Source organism: Niallia sp. 01092, from assembly GCF_052318935.1.
Lineage (GTDB): Bacteria > Bacillota > Bacilli > Bacillales > Cytobacillaceae > Niallia.
Genome location: NZ_JBQRKO010000003.1, coordinates 84,651 through 102,843, shown reverse-complemented (window position 1 = coordinate 102,843; position 18,193 = coordinate 84,651). Strand labels below are relative to the sequence as shown.

General features: G+C 34.2%; 18 protein-coding genes and 2 riboswitches. Of the genes, 14 read left to right on the top strand and 4 right to left on the bottom strand.

Annotated features, from left to right (window positions below; genetic code table 11):
* Positions 1 to 435: 435 nt before the first annotated feature.
* The gene (locus ACTXGU_RS04280; protein WP_443480263.1) at positions 436 to 624 is read right to left on the bottom strand and encodes a hypothetical protein; all 189 of its coding nucleotides are present in this window, start codon (positions 622 to 624) and stop codon (positions 436 to 438) included.
* 789 nt (positions 625 to 1,413) lie between these two features.
* On the opposite strand from ACTXGU_RS04280, the gene ACTXGU_RS04275 reads away from it, so the two are divergent.
* The 4 genes from ACTXGU_RS04275 (at position 1,414) to ACTXGU_RS04260 (ending at position 5,535) form a co-directional block, all read left to right on the top strand.
* Positions 1,414 to 2,694: a methyl-accepting chemotaxis protein gene (locus tag ACTXGU_RS04275; protein WP_443480262.1), complete on the top strand. Its 1,281-nt coding sequence runs from the start codon at positions 1,414 to 1,416 to the stop codon at positions 2,692 to 2,694.
* Between the two features lie 375 nt (positions 2,695 to 3,069).
* Complete coding sequence (gene rodA, locus ACTXGU_RS04270) at positions 3,070 to 4,236, top strand: rod shape-determining protein RodA (protein ID WP_443480261.1); 1,167 nt, start codon at positions 3,070 to 3,072, stop codon at positions 4,234 to 4,236.
* 531 nt (positions 4,237 to 4,767) lie between these two features.
* A complete protein-coding gene (locus ACTXGU_RS04265) occupies positions 4,768 to 5,082 on the top strand; it encodes a hypothetical protein (RefSeq protein WP_443480260.1) in 315 nt (104 codons plus the stop codon).
* Positions 5,083 to 5,181: 99 nt separating this feature from the next.
* Positions 5,182 to 5,535 carry a hypothetical protein gene (locus ACTXGU_RS04260; protein WP_443480259.1) on the top strand — a complete coding sequence of 118 codons (354 nt, stop codon included), beginning with the start codon at positions 5,182 to 5,184 and terminating at the stop codon, positions 5,533 to 5,535.
* Between the two features lie 792 nt (positions 5,536 to 6,327).
* Here the strand turns inward: ACTXGU_RS04260 and ACTXGU_RS04255 are convergent.
* The 3 genes from ACTXGU_RS04255 to ACTXGU_RS04245 are packed head-to-tail and all read right to left on the bottom strand — an operon-like array spanning position 6,328 to position 7,172.
* On the bottom strand, positions 6,328 to 6,663 hold the full coding sequence (locus tag ACTXGU_RS04255) for a spore coat protein (protein WP_443480258.1): 336 nt from the start codon (positions 6,661 to 6,663) through the stop codon (positions 6,328 to 6,330).
* Positions 6,664 to 6,709: 46 nt separating this feature from the next.
* Positions 6,710 to 6,991 (bottom strand): hypothetical protein, encoded by a 282-nt coding sequence (locus ACTXGU_RS04250; RefSeq protein ID WP_443480257.1) that lies wholly within the window; start codon positions 6,989 to 6,991, stop codon positions 6,710 to 6,712.
* 46 nt (positions 6,992 to 7,037) lie between these two features.
* Complete coding sequence (locus ACTXGU_RS04245) at positions 7,038 to 7,172, bottom strand: YuzL family protein (protein ID WP_443480256.1); 135 nt, start codon at positions 7,170 to 7,172, stop codon at positions 7,038 to 7,040.
* A gap of 321 nt (positions 7,173 to 7,493) precedes the next feature.
* On the opposite strand from ACTXGU_RS04245, the gene ACTXGU_RS04240 reads away from it, so the two are divergent.
* The 10 genes from ACTXGU_RS04240 (at position 7,494) to ACTXGU_RS04195 (ending at position 18,181) form a co-directional block, all read left to right on the top strand.
* Positions 7,494 to 9,851, top strand: coding sequence for a 3-hydroxyacyl-CoA dehydrogenase/enoyl-CoA hydratase family protein (locus ACTXGU_RS04240; RefSeq protein WP_443480255.1), 2,358 nt, complete (start codon positions 7,494 to 7,496; stop codon positions 9,849 to 9,851).
* A 16-nt stretch (positions 9,852 to 9,867) separates the two neighbouring features.
* Positions 9,868 to 11,622, top strand: a complete 1,755-nt coding sequence (locus tag ACTXGU_RS04235; protein WP_443480254.1) for an acyl-CoA dehydrogenase family protein — start codon at positions 9,868 to 9,870, stop codon at positions 11,620 to 11,622.
* 215 nt (positions 11,623 to 11,837) lie between these two features.
* Positions 11,838 to 12,194 carry an arsenate reductase family protein gene (locus tag ACTXGU_RS04230; protein ID WP_443480253.1) on the top strand — a complete coding sequence of 119 codons (357 nt, stop codon included), beginning with the start codon at positions 11,838 to 11,840 and terminating at the stop codon, positions 12,192 to 12,194.
* A 174-nt stretch (positions 12,195 to 12,368) separates the two neighbouring features.
* Positions 12,369 to 12,752, top strand: a complete 384-nt coding sequence (gene gcvH, locus ACTXGU_RS04225; RefSeq protein WP_443480252.1) for a glycine cleavage system protein GcvH — start codon at positions 12,369 to 12,371, stop codon at positions 12,750 to 12,752.
* Positions 12,753 to 12,911: 159 nt separating this feature from the next.
* A complete protein-coding gene (locus tag ACTXGU_RS04220) occupies positions 12,912 to 13,259 on the top strand; it encodes a toprim domain-containing protein (protein WP_443480251.1) in 348 nt (115 codons plus the stop codon).
* Between the two features lie 2 nt (positions 13,260 to 13,261).
* On the top strand, positions 13,262 to 13,579 hold the full coding sequence (locus ACTXGU_RS04215) for a thioredoxin family protein (protein ID WP_443480250.1): 318 nt from the start codon (positions 13,262 to 13,264) through the stop codon (positions 13,577 to 13,579).
* 442 nt (positions 13,580 to 14,021) lie between these two features.
* Positions 14,022 to 14,372, top strand: coding sequence for a hypothetical protein (locus ACTXGU_RS04210; protein WP_443480249.1), 351 nt, complete (start codon positions 14,022 to 14,024; stop codon positions 14,370 to 14,372).
* Between the two features lie 104 nt (positions 14,373 to 14,476).
* Positions 14,477 to 14,579, top strand: a riboswitch (SAM riboswitch).
* Positions 14,580 to 14,740: 161 nt separating this feature from the next.
* A complete protein-coding gene (locus ACTXGU_RS04205) occupies positions 14,741 to 16,060 on the top strand; it encodes an O-acetylhomoserine aminocarboxypropyltransferase/cysteine synthase family protein (protein WP_443480248.1) in 1,320 nt (439 codons plus the stop codon).
* A 160-nt stretch (positions 16,061 to 16,220) separates the two neighbouring features.
* Positions 16,221 to 16,329: riboswitch (SAM riboswitch) on the top strand.
* 164 nt (positions 16,330 to 16,493) lie between these two features.
* Positions 16,494 to 17,516: a methionine ABC transporter ATP-binding protein gene (locus ACTXGU_RS04200; protein WP_443480247.1), complete on the top strand. Its 1,023-nt coding sequence runs from the start codon at positions 16,494 to 16,496 to the stop codon at positions 17,514 to 17,516.
* The gene (locus ACTXGU_RS04195) at positions 17,513 to 18,181 is read left to right on the top strand and encodes a methionine ABC transporter permease (protein ID WP_443480246.1); all 669 of its coding nucleotides are present in this window, start codon (positions 17,513 to 17,515) and stop codon (positions 18,179 to 18,181) included. The genes ACTXGU_RS04200 and ACTXGU_RS04195 overlap by 4 nt, the downstream gene beginning before the upstream one ends.
* Positions 18,182 to 18,193 lie beyond the last annotated feature (12 nt).

Below are 18,193 nucleotides of genomic sequence, written 5' to 3'. Positions count from 1 at the left end.
AAGTGTATTCAGGCTGCGGGTTAAATAACTACAATCTATACGAAAAGAGCGTTGATAAAAAAAGACTCTGTTAACGATAATGTTGTTTATAGGAAGGGAGTGGATTCCCTAACCATTTGATAATCAACAATGGAATTTAACAGAGCCATAAAAAAAGAGGCTGTTAGTCATTCTTTAGGGGGAATGTTTACTAACGCCTCTTCAACAAAAGGGGGAATTACACTTTGTAGTAACATTGTGGTCCCTTTTTTGATTTTTTATACATAAAAATTTAAAAAATTCGTGCCTTTCATCAGGAAAGAAAGTATAAACTTTCTGAAGTTATACTGGTTTCTATATCCAGCGCCTAGCCACTGTGAAAGATAACCTCTTGTCTCTAAAAGTAAGGCTCTGTTAAACTTGCCTGTTGATTTCCGTTCCAGGCGTTCGCTTTTCTTAATCACCGCGGATTTTCTCGTGAATCACTTCATCTTCCAATAAATTTAATAACGAAAGAATAATGCCAGCTGCTAATGCTGCAATCGTATAAACAGAAATTCCTGTTGCAAGGAAGCAAAAAAAAGTGCTGATAAATGTCCAAAGCATACAATACTGTACGGCAGATAATTTAAAGATTTTTTCCATAAAACTACCTTCTTTCCTACTTTATCCTACGTTTAATGGGCAGTAAGACCCCCACTGATGGAAGTATCACTTTATCTATTGTTAACATATGTTCAATCGCAATAAATTAGAAGGTATGAATTGAGTTCAGATCATTTCTGTATCCAGCTATTTTGCCCTTTTTTAACAATAAAGGGATAAGCCCACACTTTTCTTTGTAAAATACATATCTTTTAAGTATAAAGGATAGCTTGTATTATCTTCTCGGAAGCTAATATCAATGCTTTCCCTTTATACCGTAACCCCATAACCTCCTCTCATTTAAGGCATAGTAGCAATACTATGTCTCTTTTTTTTTGGAAGTCAGTTTTCTAAAAGTTGTTGTTTTTGAATAAAAAAATAAGCATGGCTGAAGCACGGAGCAGTCTGAATACACTAGACTCCTGCGGGAAAAGCGAGAAAGACGAGACCCCACAGGAGCATAGCGACGAGGAGGCTCGGCACTCGTCCGCGGAAAGCGAAGTGTATTCAGGCTGCGGGTTAACTAACAACAATCTATATGAAAAGAGCCTTTTGGAAAAATAAGTTGTTTGGAATTAATCGTCATGTATTCTACAGATTAGAAAACGGAACAGCACTGATAAAAGGAATGGAAAAATATCAGATAAATAAATTTTATTAATTCATCTTCATAATAAGTGATCTATGCCGATAGAACTATTAGAAAGCAATGGTTAAAAAAATGTTCTTTTCGAAGATTATTAGGTATAATATCCTAAAAAATATAAAAATGTTAGGAAGGTACATGATATGAAAAAAAGGCTTCAGTTTCGCAGCTTAAGAGCTAAAATGATTATGGTAATTGTTTTTGCAACGATTATTAGTACCCCGATTTCGATTTTGTTAAATGACACGATAAGAAAAACAGGTGTACTGCCTCCTGAATTTGGAATTGTCATTAATACATTTATTAATCTTTTCATTACTACGCTTATTTCTGCAATTTTTATAAGTTGGCTTGTTATTAAGCCGATTAAAACATTATTAAAATTTACAAAAGAAATTCAAGCTGGAAATTTAAAGATGAGTATTCAGAAAAAATCTAATGATGAAATTGGTTTATTAACGGATGAGTTTATTCTATTAAAAGATGCGATTAAAAATCTGGTTGTAAAAGTAAATGAAACGTCTGTACATATTAATTCCTCTGCTGAAGTTTTAACAACAAACACAGTTGGCACAAGTCATGTTTCCGAACAAATATCAAACGCGATTCAAAGTGTAGCAGCAGGTTCTGAAGAGCAAACAAAAGGAATGGAAACGATTGTCGAATCGGTGGCAGTCGTAAATAGTGAATTAAAAGATATTGCCATACATATAGACGAAATGGCAAAATCATCAAATGATACAATAATAAAAGCAAAAGAAGGGCAAGGCGTAGTAGAGAAAACCGTTGAACAAATGAGTTTAATTCAAAATTCTGTAAAAGAATCGAATGACTCGATTGGGCTTTTACAAGAACGTTCTCAAGAGATAGGGCAATTTTTAAATGTTATAACGGAAATCGCAGATCAGACGAATCTATTAGCGTTAAATGCTGCAATAGAGGCTGCTAGAGCAGGAGAAGCTGGAAAAGGATTTGCAGTCGTTGCAGAAGAAGTCAGGAAACTGGCAGAACAATCCAATCAGTCTGCTAAGCAAATAGCTGTGCTAGTGAATGAAATCCAAAAAGATACGCTAAGTTCTGTTAAAACGATGAGAAGAGTAACAGATGAAGTAAAAGAAGGAATCAGCATTACAAATAATACAAAAGAAAAGTTTAATTTAATTTCTGATTCCATGTCTAATATGGGAAATCAAATGCAAAGAGTGTTGGAGGCAGGTAACAATATAACTGCAAATGTAGCAGAAGTTGCCGCATCTGTTGACCAAGTAACAAGTATTGCGAAAGAAAATAGTCAAAACTCAATGAATGTCTCTGCTTCTTCTCAGGAACAACTAGCGGCAATAGAAGAAATAGCTCATTCAACGAAAAAGCTTGCCAACATTGCAGATGATTTAGTTATGTTAACAAAAGGTTTTAACTTATAGAGGATGTTCACACGCACTTATAGTTTCTAAAAGACATTTTACCAAGAAGCCTGAGCAAGGTTTCTTTTTTTTTCATTTTGCTAAAAGAAAGATTAAATTTTGATTAATTCATTTTCGAAAGTTGTTATTTATCTGAATTACAAATATAATGAAGTGTTGTATGAACTTTTTTTATGGAAAAGGGGACGGAGCTCCTCCTAGTCAAAAATTGTAGAAAAAATATTCTGCTTAGTATCTTGTTTTTTATCAGTAAATAGTAAAAGTGCTCCGCTCACGCCGTTTTTACGAAATTATAGGGGAATTCATGTAAGTTTCTATAATGAACACAACAAATTTTTACTTAATATTGTGGTTTTATCGAGGAGTTATGAATAAATGTCGAGAATGAAAAATACTTCTAAAATAGATTTTAATCTTGTCCTTATATTAATGCTGCTTTGTATTGCGAGTTGTGTGGCAATATATAGTGCACAAAGTACGGGACAGTATAATCAAAACTTTTTAGTGAAACAAATTTTCTGGTACGCGGTTGGAATAGCTATAGTTGCTGGAGTTATTACGCTAGATTCAGACCAACTAAAGAAAATTTCATGGTATTCATATGGATTTGGCATTGTATTGCTTTTATTATTAATTGTTGCACCAGAAAGTATTGCAAGAAAAGTAAATGGTGCAAAAAGTTGGTTCCAGCTGCCTGGTATTTCTTTGCAGCCATCGGAATTTGTTAAAATATTTATCGTTTTAACGCTCTCAAGAATTATTGTCGAGCATCAGGAAAAGTATATCGTAAAGACATTGCGTTCTGATTTTTGGTTATTAATAAAAATCGGCTTAATAACCTTTTTTCCACTTGTTCTAGTGATGCAGCAGCCCGATTTAGGAACATCTCTTGTGTTTCTTGCAATTATGCTTGGAATGATTTTTATATCTGGGATAACTTGGAGAATTTTAACACCTATTTTTCTATCTGGCATGGCACTTGCAACCGGGGTTTTATATTTAGTATTATGGCATCCAGATTGGTTAGAAAAATATTTAGGTGTGCAAGAATATCAGTTTGGCAGAATTTATTCTTGGTTGGATCCTTATAATTATCAAAGTACGACCGGTTATCATTTAACGCAATCTTTATTGGCTATTGGATCAGGTGAAACAGCGGGAAAAGGTATTGGGACAAGAGATGTTTATTTACCTGAAAGTCATTCAGATTTTATTTTTAGTGTGGTGGGAGAAGAGTTTGGATTTATTGGTGCAAGCGTGCTAGTAAGTTTGTTCTTTTTACTCATCTACCACATTACAAAAGTTGCATTGGAAACAAAAAATCCTTTTTATACATGCATCTGTGTGGGGATAATAAGCATTATTACTTTTCATGTATTCCAAAATATTGGAATGACCATTGGGATTCTGCCAATTACGGGAATACCATTGCCGTTTATTAGTTATGGCGGTAGTTCACTAATGGGAAATATGCTTGCAATGGGGTTAATATTTTCTATCCGTTATCATTATAAAAAATACATGTTTTCTAATGATGAATAAGGAATAGAGATAAACAGAATCTGTTATTATACTTAAAGGTTTTATATATAACGTTACACCTTTTAGAGAACGTGGATCACGTTCTCTTTTTGTTGTATAGGAAATTATAAACGAAATGGGATTGTGGATAACTTGGCGGCTGTGTCCGTATCCAGCTTCGACGTACAGGACGTACTAGTGCCAATGTTGCCACAGGACGTGGCGCCTTTAATCGGCCAGCGCCTAGCTCTTGTGAAAAATAACCCCATGCCTCTAAAAGTAAAAAGCACTTTTTGAGTCATGTGAACATTTTCTTCAGAGCTGTTCAAGGCGCTTGCGCTTTTGTTCTTGTTGTGGCAGTTTTTTCGATTACGGTACCAAAATAAAGGTAGATGCTTTGAAAAACACTGCAATTAATAAGGTAAAACAATAATAGCATTAACTCGTTTTATAACTGTTTTTAAAATCCGCCATTCTATTGATGAACTCGTCCAATTGATTTTTCCATGTTTGAATATACTGTTAGCAACAATATGAAAGGGGGGAGAATACATGAGCACACCATGGTTTCCAAATAATGAAGATAGAAATAATAGCAAAAGCCGTTCAAAGGCAAACAGTGATTCAAAAGCAAAGGCAGATGTTGATTTCGATTTTGACAACGATATAGATACGGATATTGATAATGATAACAAATTAAAAAACACAGACAAAAATATCAACGATTCAAGAGCAAATGCTAAAGTTTTTAACAGTGGGAATTCTAAAGTTGATCTTGATATTGATGTAGATTCTGACTCTAAAGCACGAGTTCGTTCACGTGCTGAATCTGACCAGGACCAAGATCAGGAACAAGACCAAGACTAAGGTTTTTAAAGCGTAAATTTAAATGATTGATTTAAAGGGGTATTCTAATAAATAGTAATACTCCTTTAAATTAACTAGTTTACGAGAAGAGGATAATTGATGGAAAAACAGAGCAAAAAACGATCATTGCAACATTTTGATCAATTAATGAGAACAAAGGAAAGTTCTTTTAACGATATTCGATCTAACCTCTCTTCTTCTGTTAATCAGAGTGGAAATTCAGACGTAGATGTTAATGTAAATATTCAAATTGATACTATGCCAATTGCACTCTCATTGCTATGTTTATCATTCGCAAATAAACAATTGACGCGTCAAGAATTTGAATCGGCTGTTAATGAACTAGTTGAGATGACAAATCGCTACAAAGAATCTGAAGGAAAAATAAAGGGAGATTCGACCGTAAAATTATTTAATGAAAACAAGAGTAATAGGATATGGGGAAAATTTTAAATGAAATATCTTCTCCCTATTATATCCACCCTTTTAATAAATGTTCCCGACAGAGGGTATAGGGAGGTATAGCATTGTCTTGTTAAAAGAGTATATATCCTTTGCAAAGATAGTTTAGCAAAACGCCAAACCCATAAGTTAAGGGATTGGCGTTTGTTCATTTTTTCGGTTTGTGGGATAGGATCAACTTTTGACGTAAAAATTACGTGAATACAATGAATGGAAGTGACAGGTAGGTTTTTCTTACGCTATATAAGGAAAGGCTATTTTCTAAAAGTTTGTTGTTTTTGAATAGAAAAATAAACATGGCTAAAGCACTGAGCAGCCTGAATACACGTAGACTCCTGCGGGGTAAATAACAACAATCTATCCGAAAAGAGAGTAAGGAAAAGAAAAAGTTTAATTTTTTATACTTAAGTTATTTATCAACTAGCTTCCTTTTGGGTGAGGGGGAAAAGGAAGCAGTGATAAATATAGATGGAAAGAACAATCGAAATTGATAATCATTATCAATTGATTTGATTTTATCATAAAATATAATATTGACAATGTCAATATTTAGTTTAGATTATTTTGTTTTTTAGAAGATTGAGGAATTTACTAATAACAAAGCTCATATGAATAAATCGATGCCCGAACTAAGCATGGGAATGTAGAATTTCTCAAACAGCAAAAAAGAAATGAATTTAAAAAACAAATTAATAAATAAAACATATGCTATTAAGAGTGGCCTACCTAGGAAACTCTGCAGGGATGCCACTCTTAATTATTGTTGCATATCCTGTCTTTCTTCTATTGAAGAGTGGAACCGCCATAAGGGAATTGTGTATTATATCCTTTAAATTGTTGATACGATTGTTGTAATTTTTGTTGTTCAGCAGCTTCTAGTTTATACCAGCCATTTTGGAACATAACGGTATAGAGCTCGCGCTGCATATTTTGTGTTTCAGTAAAAATCGCTAATAAATCTTGATACAATGCTTGATGACTAGCTTCATTTAATGCTGTGGAATAAGAGTCTGTCATATATTTTTCTGTTGCTAATAAATCATTAATAAAATCTCTGTCATTCATTTGTGGTGTTTTTGGTACTTGTGTTTCTTGGTTTTGAATAGTCTGTTGGTTCATTTTCTTTCCTCCCTTAAATAAACGTAAAAATATAAATGATCCAAGATTATTGTTGCTGATAATTACTCATTGATTGAGATGGTTGAGAATCTAAATGGGACAATATTTTTTCATAATGCTTTTGATGCATTTGTCCACATTTCTCCAGACTAGATTTAATGCTTTGATTTTGTGTTGCTTCTGCAAAAAAATGGGCTTTTTTCATAACGAGTAAATTCCATGAAAGCATATCGGTTAAATAAAGAGAATCCTTTACGGTAAGAGTAGCTGGCGGCTGCATCATCATATTCGTATTTTGCATGGTATTAGTAGGCTGTTGCTGTATCATTTTTTTTCCTCCATTCATTGAAACTAACATAGATTTAATTTTTCAATTATTGTTTTTTGTATTGATTATTTTGGCTGTTTACTTTACCTCCACCATCCATTTCATTAGTAGGACCTGCATTTCCTTTTACACTGGCTGCACTAACTCCCGCTTTAGAAGGCTCTTTTTTAAGTCTAGGCATGATTGTCACCTCCTTCAATACGTACACTTAGTAGAATTTCCTAAACAAAATGATTTAATGAATGAACAAAATTGCCATTTTTTTAAAAGGTAAGAAAGCTAAATTTTCTGAAACTCGACGGGTGTCTAGTACGCAGCAGCCTGAATACACGTAGACTCCTGCGGGTTAATTAACAACAATCTATCCGAAAAGAGCGAAGACAAAAAATAACAAGAATTTTTAAGGGGAAATTCCGCTCTTGTTGATTGTGCTTCCTTATTTTTTATTTTATCGTTAAGGAAGTAATGGGTTTAAGTGGAAGAAATTCATAGGAGGGGTAAAATGGCTAGCGAAATAAAGTATGCAGTAGTAATTGGTTCAGGAATTATGGGATCTGCTATTGCTGCGCAATTAGTAAATGTTAATATTCCGACATTGCTTCTTGATATCGTTCCAAATCAATTGTTACCGGAGGAACATGCTCAACAGCTAACATTACAGCATCAACAAGTTAGAAATCGTTATGCAAATATGGCTAAAAAGAATTTAACAAACATAAAACCTAGTCCAATTGTTTCCTTGCAAAAGCTTTCGTTGTTAGAAACAGGGAATATAGAGGATGATTTACATCTAATATCAAAAGCAGATTGGATTATTGAAGTAATAATAGAGGATATAAAGGTAAAAAAATCATTATTTCAAAATATAGATAAATGGAGAAAACCAGGATCTGTTATAAGCAGTAATACTTCTGGAATATCTATTGAAAAAATGATGGAAGATTGTTCAGAGGATTTTCAAACACATTTTTTTGGTACACATTTTTTTAATCCACCTCGTTATATCCACCTTTTAGAAATGATTCCTAGTACTAAAACAGCCCCAACCATACTAAAAACATTTAAAGGTTTTGCGGAAGAAACATTAGGTAAAGTGGTAATTGAAGCAAAAGATACTCCAAATTTTATTGCAAATCGTCTTGGCGGATATGCATTTTTAACCATTATTAAAGAGATGGTTTTATCGCAACGGAGCATTTATGAAGTAGATCAATTGACTGGTCCAATAATTGGGAGTACTAAAAGCGCTACATTTCAAACATTGGATATGGTTGGTTTAGACACATTGTTTTATTCTTTTCAAAATATAAAAAGCCGAATTACTTCTCAAGAAGAAAAGGATTATTACACATTGCCCCCTTTCTTGCAAAAGATGATCAACAACAACATGTTAGGAAGAAAAACTGGTGGTGGATTTTATAAAAAAACAAACAAAGGTTTACAAGTTTTGGATTATAACAGCATGCAATATATAGATGTAAAAAAAGAAAAAAAACTTGTGCCGAAATTGAAGGGGATAATCTACGAAAATCATTCAGATGCCATTTTTATTTGGAAATGTATTACTCCCTTATTATTGTATTCTGCAGCTTTGGTAGGGGAAATTTCCGATACCATTTATGAAATAGATGAAGCGATAAAATCAGGATTTCATTGGGAAAAAGGACCTTTTGAAATATGGGATACGATGGGTTTACCTGATACCATTAAAAGATTTAATCAAGAAAAAGTTGCTGTGCCAAGTTGGATTACAGCAATGCTAGACAATGGCTTTACCTCTTTTTATAAAGAAGAGCAAGGGGTAGTGCATTTCTATTATCAAGGAAAATATATGGCTGTTCCAAAGAATCCAAAAACTATTTCGGTAAAAGAAAAAAAAGAAAAAGGAGGATTGCTTCTCTCTAATTATGCTGCAAGCCTTGTAGATATTGGGGAAGGTGTTGCATTGCTGGAATTGCATACTTCTAATAATGCCATTGGTTTAGATGTTTTGGAAATGATCGAATCATCCATAGAAATAATCGAAAATAATAAGAAATACAAAGGTCTTGTTATTGGCAGCACGAGCAAAAATTTCAGTGTTGGAGCAAATATAGCACTATTATTATTAGAGGCGCAATCCGGAGATAATATAGAACTTTCCTTGGTGGTAGATCGATTTCAGCAAGCAATGAACAAAATTAAGTATTGTAACAAACCCGTTGTGGCAGCAGCTTGTAAACGAACCTTGGGCGGTGGTGCAGAAATTGGTTTAGCAGCAGCACGAATTCAAGCATTGCAAGAAACATATATAGGATTAGTAGAAACAGGAGTAGGGTTAATTCCTGGAGGAGGTGGTACGAAAGAGCTTTATTTAAATGGACTAAAACAAAAACAACAATATAGTGATAAGGAATTAATGGAGTTAGTAAAAAATGTACTTTATACGATCTTAACAGGCAAAGTATCAACATCTGCAGAAAATGGAAAGGAACTTGGCTTTCTAGAAAGCAACGATAAAATAACGATAAATGAACGCTACTTATTAAATGATGCAAAACAAACAGTATTGCAGTTAGAGAAAGAAAATTACCTTCCCCCTCAAAAAAACAAAATTGTTGTTGCTGGGCAACCTGGCTATGAGATGATAATGAAAGAACTGAAAGGGTTAGCTCATATTGGAAAAATATCGGAATATGATCTTAGGATTGCCGAAAAGCTGGCCTTTGTTTTAACAGGAGGAAAGGTAGATTTTAAAACAGAGGTAGAAGAAGAATATTTATTAAAGTTAGAAAAAGAAGCATTCGTTTCTTTAATTCAGCAACAACCAACACAGGAGCGAATGATTCATCTCCTGCAAACAGGCAAAATAAAAAAGTAAAGGGGACAGTCGGAGAATGAAACAAGGCGGAAGTTTTATTATTGAAGAAACAAATTATGAAGATATTTTTACACCGGAAGATTTTGAAGAAGAACATGAAATGATTGCAGATATGACAACCGATTTTGTTGAAAATAAAGTACTGAAACATTTGCCTCTAATGGAACAGCATGATTTTAACATAACAAAACAACTGTTGAAGGAAGCTGGGGAGCTAGGGTTATTAAGTGCGGATATACCAGAAGAATACGGTGGATTAGGACTGGATAAAATCAGTTCATCCATTATCTCGGAAAAAATGGCTATTGCAGGTGGTTTTTCGATTACACATGGAGCTCATATAGGCATTGGTTCTCTCCCTCTTGTCTTATTTGGCAGCAAAGAGCAGAAGGAAAAATATTTACCTTCATTAGCTACAGGGGAAAAAATAGCTGCATATGCATTAACGGAGCCTTTAGCAGGTTCTGATGCATTGGGAATTAAAACAACAGCGACTTTAAATAAAGAAGGCACACATTATGTATTAAAAGGGGAAAAACAATGGATTACGAATGCAGGAATTGCTGATCTATTTACGGTATATGCAAAAGTAGATGGCAAAAAATATTCCGCATTTCTTGTAGAGCGTACTTTTGACGGAGTATCCATAGGTCAAGAAGAACATAAATTAGGCATTAAAAGTTCGTCCACTTGTACTCTTCGGCTAGATAATGTAGAGGTGCCAGTAGAAAATTTACTTGGCAAAATAGGCAGAGGCCATATTATTGCGTTTAATATATTAAACATCGGCCGTTTTAAATTAGGAATTGGATCAGTCGGAGCAAGTAAAGAAGCAATTAAACAAACCATTTCTTATACGAATAATCGCGTGCAATTTCATTCCCCAATTTCCCAATTTCCTTTATCAAAAGAGAAATTTGCTACTATGTCCTCCCATCTATATGCAGCTGAAAGTTCTGTTTATCGTACTGCTGGGTTGCTTGCAGAAATTATGGATCCATTAGAAGCTGATGCAGCATTTAAAGATGTTGCTACATCAACAAATGAATATGTGATTGAATGTAGTTTAAATAAAGTATTTGCCTCTGAAGTGCTCAATATGATTGTAGATGAATGTGTTCAATTACATGGAGGAAATGGCTTTATGGAAGATTACGACATTGTCAGAATGTATCGTGATGCGAGAATCAACCGAATATTTGAAGGAACAAATGAAATCAATCGTTTACTAGTTCCAGGCACGCTTTTAAGAAAAGGAATAAAAGGTGAACTCCCCATCCTGCAATCTGCGAAAATTTTACAAAAACAATTGCTGACAATGATACCCCATGATTTAGATAAAACATTGCTGGCACAAGAGAAAATGTTTATTGCAAACGGTAAAAAAATCGCGTTGCTTCTTTTAGGGTTGGCAGCAAAACATTATGAACATACGCTCGAAAAGGAACAAGAATTGCTTGCGAAAATTTCTAATATTATGTCGGCGGTATATGCAATGGAATCAGCCGTTTTAAGAACGGAAAAAGCAATCAATCATTCAACAAAAGAAAATAAACAAAAAAAATTATATACAGAGATTTATTGCCAAGAAGCATTTCAACAAATAGTTTTAGAAGCAACAGAATCGTTGGCATATATCGAAAGTGGCGATAATTTAAGAATGATGCTGGCCACTTTAAAAAAATTAACAAGATACACACCAAAGCCAATTATTCAATTAAAAAGAGAAGCAGCAGAGCAATTATTAGTAGATAATCAATATGTTGTTTAATATTGTACCTTTGTCGTTCCACTAATAGAGGGGAAATTTTTGTGAAAAAACCCTTAAATAGTAACTGTTTAAGGGTTTTTATAATTTGTATTTCCTTATACTAAATATTTTAATAGAATAAATATTATTTTTCATATTTTTATTATGATTTTGTGTAATATTGTGATAATATTCAATTATATGAAAAAAATAACTAGATAAAATAAGGTGATGGAATGAAAGTTACTTTTTTTTGGTATCCTAAATGCGGCACTTGCCGTAAAGCAAAAAAATGGCTTGATGAAAATCAAGTGCCTTATGAAGAAGTACATATTGTAGAAAATCCTCCTTCACGCTCCATGCTAGAAGATCTATATCATAAAAGTGGTTTAGAACTAAAGAAATTCTTTAATACTAGTGGTCAAAAGTATCGAGAACTCGGTTTAAAGGACAAAATAAAAGAGGCCTCTGATGATGAATTATTAGATTTATTGGCATCTGATGGAATGTTGATTAAACGTCCTTTGACTACTGGCAGTAACAAAGTAACAATTGGGTTTAAAGAAGAGGATTTTAAAGAAAGTTGGACATAAAAAGTATAAAATTTTTGAACTAGTGTCTAGCTCCAGCGCCTAGCCCCTGTGAAAAATAATTCCATGCCTTTAAAAGTAAAAAGCACTTTTTGAGTCATGTGAACATTTTTCTTCGGAGCTGAGCAAGGCGCTTGCGCTTTTCTTAAATATAATATAATTTGGAGGGATTTGTAGATGAGTACACCAAAAGAATTACGTTATTCAGAAGAACACGAGTGGGTAAAAGTTGAAGGGGAAAATGTTCGTATAGGTATTACATACTTTGCTCAATCTGAGCTAGGTGATATTGTTTTTGTTGAGTTGCCTGAGGTTGGAGACGAAATAGTTGCGGACGAGCCTTTTGGCAGTGTTGAATCTGTTAAAACAGTGTCTGAATTATATGCGCCAATCAGCGGAAAAGTTGTCGAAATAAATGAAGATTTAGATGATAGCCCTGAATTTGTAAATGAATCTCCGTATGAAAAAGCATGGATGGTTGTAATAGAACCAAACAACATCGATGATATTAATAATCTTATGACTGCAGAGCAGTATGAAGAAATGATAAAAGAAGATTAATCATGAAAGCACCGGTAATTTTCCCGGTGCTTTTGAATGTGCTTTCAGAATTTTTGAACAATCTATTTAACTAAAAATTCTGAAAATAAAACCTTAGCACTTTATCTCCTCTTCTGAATATGATAAAGTTAAACTCAATACTTCCTTTAGGTGATCATGATGAAAAAAATAATCATTGTAGAAGGTAAATCGGATAAACGGAAAATTAAAAATATTATTAGAGAGCCAATTGATATCATTTGTACAAATGGAACAATTGGTGTCTCAAAATTAGATGAGTTAATAGAAGAGTTATTTGATAAAGATGTCTATATTTTAGTAGATGCAGATAATTCAGGAGAAAAATTAAGAAAGCAATTTAAGAAAGAACTGCCTGAAGCAGAGCATTTATATATAGACAAAATGTATCGAGAAGTGGCTTCGGCACCTGAATATCATTTAGCTACTGTATTGCTGCAAGCAAATATTGATATTTTCCCCGAATATTTAGATTTAAGGATGAGTTAATAATGAATGACTGGACGTTGGAAGAAGTAGAAAAAACCTTATTAGAAGTGAAAACAACAGGATTTATGCTTTATTTGTATACTCCCCTTTGTGGAACATGTATGATGGCGTCTAAAATGCTTCATGTCGTTCAAGCAATCATAAAAGAACCTATTTTTGCAAAGATGGATTTAAATTACGCACCGCATTTAGCAGAAAAATATGAAGTGGAAAGTGTACCATGCCTTTTAATTTTTAAAGAAAATAAATTAGAAGAAAAAATATATGCATTTCAATCCGTACCTTATTTAGTGGATGTAATTCACAAACAAATGTCATAATAAAAGGTTTCCTATAAAAGTTCTCTATTATTAAAGCTTTAAATAATGGGGGATTTTTAATAGGAAGCTTTTTTTGTTGGCTATGTTAAAGCTCATTGTTGATTTTGGCACGATGTTGATTGGAGTGGAAGGTGTGAGACTCCTGCGGGAAAAGCGAGTCAGAGGGAGACCCCACAGGCGCACAGCGCCGAGGAGGCTCCCGGACCGCCCGCGGAAAGCGAACGCCTGAAGCGGAAATCAACAGGCAAGTTTAACAGAGCCTTTTATTATGTAAAAAATATATAGAAACAGATATAAGCAGTATCGACAAAATTAGTATCGTTATGACATTTCTCGGGAAATACATGTCAAACGAATTTTCATGGTATTTTTGTAATCTTAAAGGGTTTTAATTTGACAGGAAGAATACATATAAAGGGAACGATAGGAAGGTGGGGAGAAAATGCAACAGTTTATTATGGACTTATTAGAAAGATTAAATAAGAGTCATGTTATCAAACCACTGATTAAAAACGAATCATTTATTATGCTGTTAACATGCAATCAAGAAAAGTATTGCATCGAATTAAAAGAAGTTCGATTCGATCTTTTAAAGAGTAATCCTGTAAAACCAGATATTTTAATGGAAGGCAGCGAAAGTTGCTTACAATCAATTTTTCTTGGAGAAGTGTTATTACGCGAATTAAAAAAAGAGAAAAGTTTAACGATAACAACCACAATCAGAAAATTATTAATGTTAGAATCCCTTTTTTATCTAGTCAATATAAAAAATACAGTTCATAAAAAGTTATAATATCACTATAATATTTCAAGAATTTGTAAAAAATATATTGACGAACGATTATTTACCATGTTACGATCTCTCTAACAGTTGAACTGACTGAAAATTTAATAAGTTTCTTATCAAGAGTGGTGGAGGGACTGGCCCTTTGAAACCCGGCAACCGATCATTATACGGTGCTAATTCCAGCAAAGCTTTACATGCTTTGAAAGATAAGAAGAGTCGATATTAAGCCCTCTTCTTATGGAATGAGGGTTTTTTTACTGTCTGTCATTTTAATCAGACTGATTGAAAATGTTTTTCTATTAAACATAGAAGAAAGACAACTTCAACTATGGAAAACCCTCTTCTACAACTATTTCAGAAAAGGAGAATGGACGATGACTAATGGAAGAAAAGAGTACCATTTTGAAACATTAAGTGTGCATGGAGGGTTGCAGCCTGATCCGATAACTGGAGCAAGAGCTGTGCCAATTTACCAAAACAATGCTTATCAATTTAAAAATACAGAACATGCTGCCAATTTATTTGGTTTAAAAGAACCAGGGTTTATTTATACAAGAATTCATAATCCAACAGTTACGGTCTTTGAAGAAAGAGTTAATTTATTAGAAGGTGGTGTCGGTGCTTTAGCAGTAGCAAGTGGGCAAGCAGCGATTACGTTGGCGATTTTAAATATTGCACAAGCTGGTGATGAAATTATTGCGTCTTCCAATCTTTATGGAGGCACGTATAACTTATTTGCCACCACCTTACCGAAGTATGGAATTACCGTTAAGTTTGTAGATCCGGACGATCTTGATAATTTTCGGTTTGCGATAACGGAAAAAACTAAAGCTATTTTTACGGAAACAATCGGCAATCCCAGCTTGAAGGTATTAGATATAGAAAAAGTGGCTGCTATTGCTCATGATGCCGGAATTCCGTTAATTGTCGATAATACTTTTGCCACACCATATTTATGCAGACCAATTGAATATGGAGCAGATGTTGTGATACATTCTGCCACAAAATGGCTGTTAGGGAATGGGACAACATTAGGGGGGGTAATAGTCGATGGAGGGCATTTTGATTGGAACTCACCGAAATTTCCTGGATTTATTGAACCAGATCCAAGCTATCATAATTTAGTGTACAGTGTTGCTCTTGGAAAAGTTGCATATATTACAAAAGCAAGAGTCCAGCTTCTTCGTGACTTTGGGCCAGCACTTAGTCCTCAAAATGCTTTTCAATTTACTCTAGGGTTAGAAACACTGCATGTAAGGATAAAGGAACATATTGCTAATACGGAAAAAATCGTGCAATATTTGCATTCCCATCCGGCGGTGAAATGGGTTTTATATCCTGGAGATTCCGCTCATCCTGATTATGAGTTGTCCAGAAAATATTTACCAAAAGGTGCAGGCGCGGTTGTTGTATTCGGAATTGAAGGAGGAAGAGAAAGTGGAGCAGAGTTTATTAATTCGCTGCAGCTATGGGCACATGTAGCGAACGTTGGTGATGCGAAAAGTTTAGTGATCCACCCAGCAAGTACAACACATCAGCAATTAAACAAGGAAGAATTAAAAGAAGCAGGTGTGACAGAAGACTTAATACGATTATCTGTTGGCATTGAACACGTGGATGATTTAATTGCCGATATAGAACAGGCCCTTCAACAAGCAGTACAAAATCATAAAAACACTAAGGCTATTAACTAAATATTTTTGTAAGATAATCTAACAGAAGTTAATGAAAAATTCAGAAAAAACATTATATTAAAAAATGCATTATTAAATATTGACACCTAATTTTGGGCGTGTTACATTACGTCTATCCAAATAAATAACAACATAATTAACAGTGAAAATAAATTAGTTACTCTTATCAAGAGAGGTGGAGGGAAGTGCCCGATGAAACCCGGCAACCGTTAGTTTTAGGCTGACATGGTGCCAATTCACACAAAGCAGTTTGCTTTGATAGATGAGAGGAAGGTTTAGAATAGACTAAAGCCTTTCTGCTCAAACAATGCAGAAAGGCTTTTTGTTGATTAAAAGAAGTATGATTCTTCTTATTCACTCAAAAGATATAGAAGAATAGTAATGTTTGTTATTTAAAGGTAGTAATGGTGGAGACAAAAGTAGGTGAAGAATATTGATTAACATAAATAGTGTAAAAAAAATCTATCCAGCAAAAAAAGGACAAGTTGTTGCAGTAGATGATGTGAATTTAAATATTTCACAAGGTGAAATATTCGGAGTAATAGGCTATAGCGGTGCAGGAAAAAGTACATTAATCCGAATGTTAAATGGATTAGAAATACCGAGCGAAGGAAGCGTTCATGTTGCAGGACATGAAGTTTCCAAAGTAAAAGGAAGCAAGCTTCGAAAAGCTCGTCAAGAAATCAGCATGATTTTTCAGCATTTTAACTTGCTGTGGTCAAGAACGGTAAAACAAAATATAAGTTTCCCTCTTGAAATAGCTGGAGTAAAAAAAGCAGCTAGAGATAAAAAGGTAGCAGAATTAATCAAATTGGTTGGACTAGAAGGAAGAGAACATGCTTATCCATCTCAATTGAGTGGGGGGCAAAAACAAAGAGTGGGCATAGCAAGAGCACTTGCAAATGATCCAAAAGTGCTGCTTTGTGATGAAGCGACCTCAGCACTGGATCCACAAACTACGGATGCCATTCTTGATTTATTAGTAGATATTAATAAGCGATTAGGACTAACCATTGTGTTAATCACGCATGAAATGCATGTTATCCGAAAAATTTGTCATCGTGTTGCCGTGATGGAAAATGGAAAAGTGGTAGAATCTGGACCTGTGATTGATGTATTTAAACATCCAGAACAAGAGATAACTAAACGGTTTGTTCAGCAGGTAATTGAACCAGAAGAAGCGAAAGACACGATTGAAAATCTTACCTCCAGATATACATCCGGTAAAGTTGTTATTTTAGGTTTTGTTGGCGAAAATGCAGAGCAGCCTGTTATAACGAAGCTGATCCGTTCATTTGATATAACGGTAAATATCATTCAAGGAAAAATCAGCCCAACGCAAAATGGCTCTTATGGAACGTTATACATTCATATAGATGGAGAAAAAGAAGAGACAGAAAAAGCACTTCAATTTCTTCATTCACAGGACATTAGCGTGGAGGTGATACAGCTATGATGACACGTTTTTTTCCAAATGTGGAATGGGACAAGATGTGGTTAGCAACAAAGGAAACGTTGTATATGACTGGCTTTTCCATCGTTGTAACGTTTATTTTAGGCATCTTGTTAGGAATTACACTGTTTTTAACAGCAAAAGGAAATATGTGGGCTAATCCTTTTATAAATAAAATTATTAGTGCAGTTGTTAATATTTTTCGCTCTATTCCGTTCATTATATTGATTGTACTATTAATTCCATTAACCGTGTTTTTAGTAGGAAGCATGATTGGGGCAACAGCTGCGTTGCCAGCACTTATCATTGGAGCTGCTCCGTTTTATGCAAGATTAGTGGAAATAGGATTAAGAGAAGTAGATAAAGGCGTTATTGAAGCAGCGAAATCAATGGGGGCAAAACCATTCACTATTATCTTTAAAGTACTATTGCCTGAATCCATGCCTGCATTAGTTTCAGGGATTACAGTAACAACGATTGCTTTAGTGGGTTCCACTGCAATGGCAGGAGTAATTGGTGCCGGCGGATTAGGTAATTTGGCTTATTTGGAAGGATTTCAACGCAACCGTGCTGACGTAACATTAATGGCAACGATTATTATCCTTATTATTGTGTTTATTATCCAATTTATTGGAGATTATATAACATCAAAATTAGACAAAAGATAAAGGAGAATTACA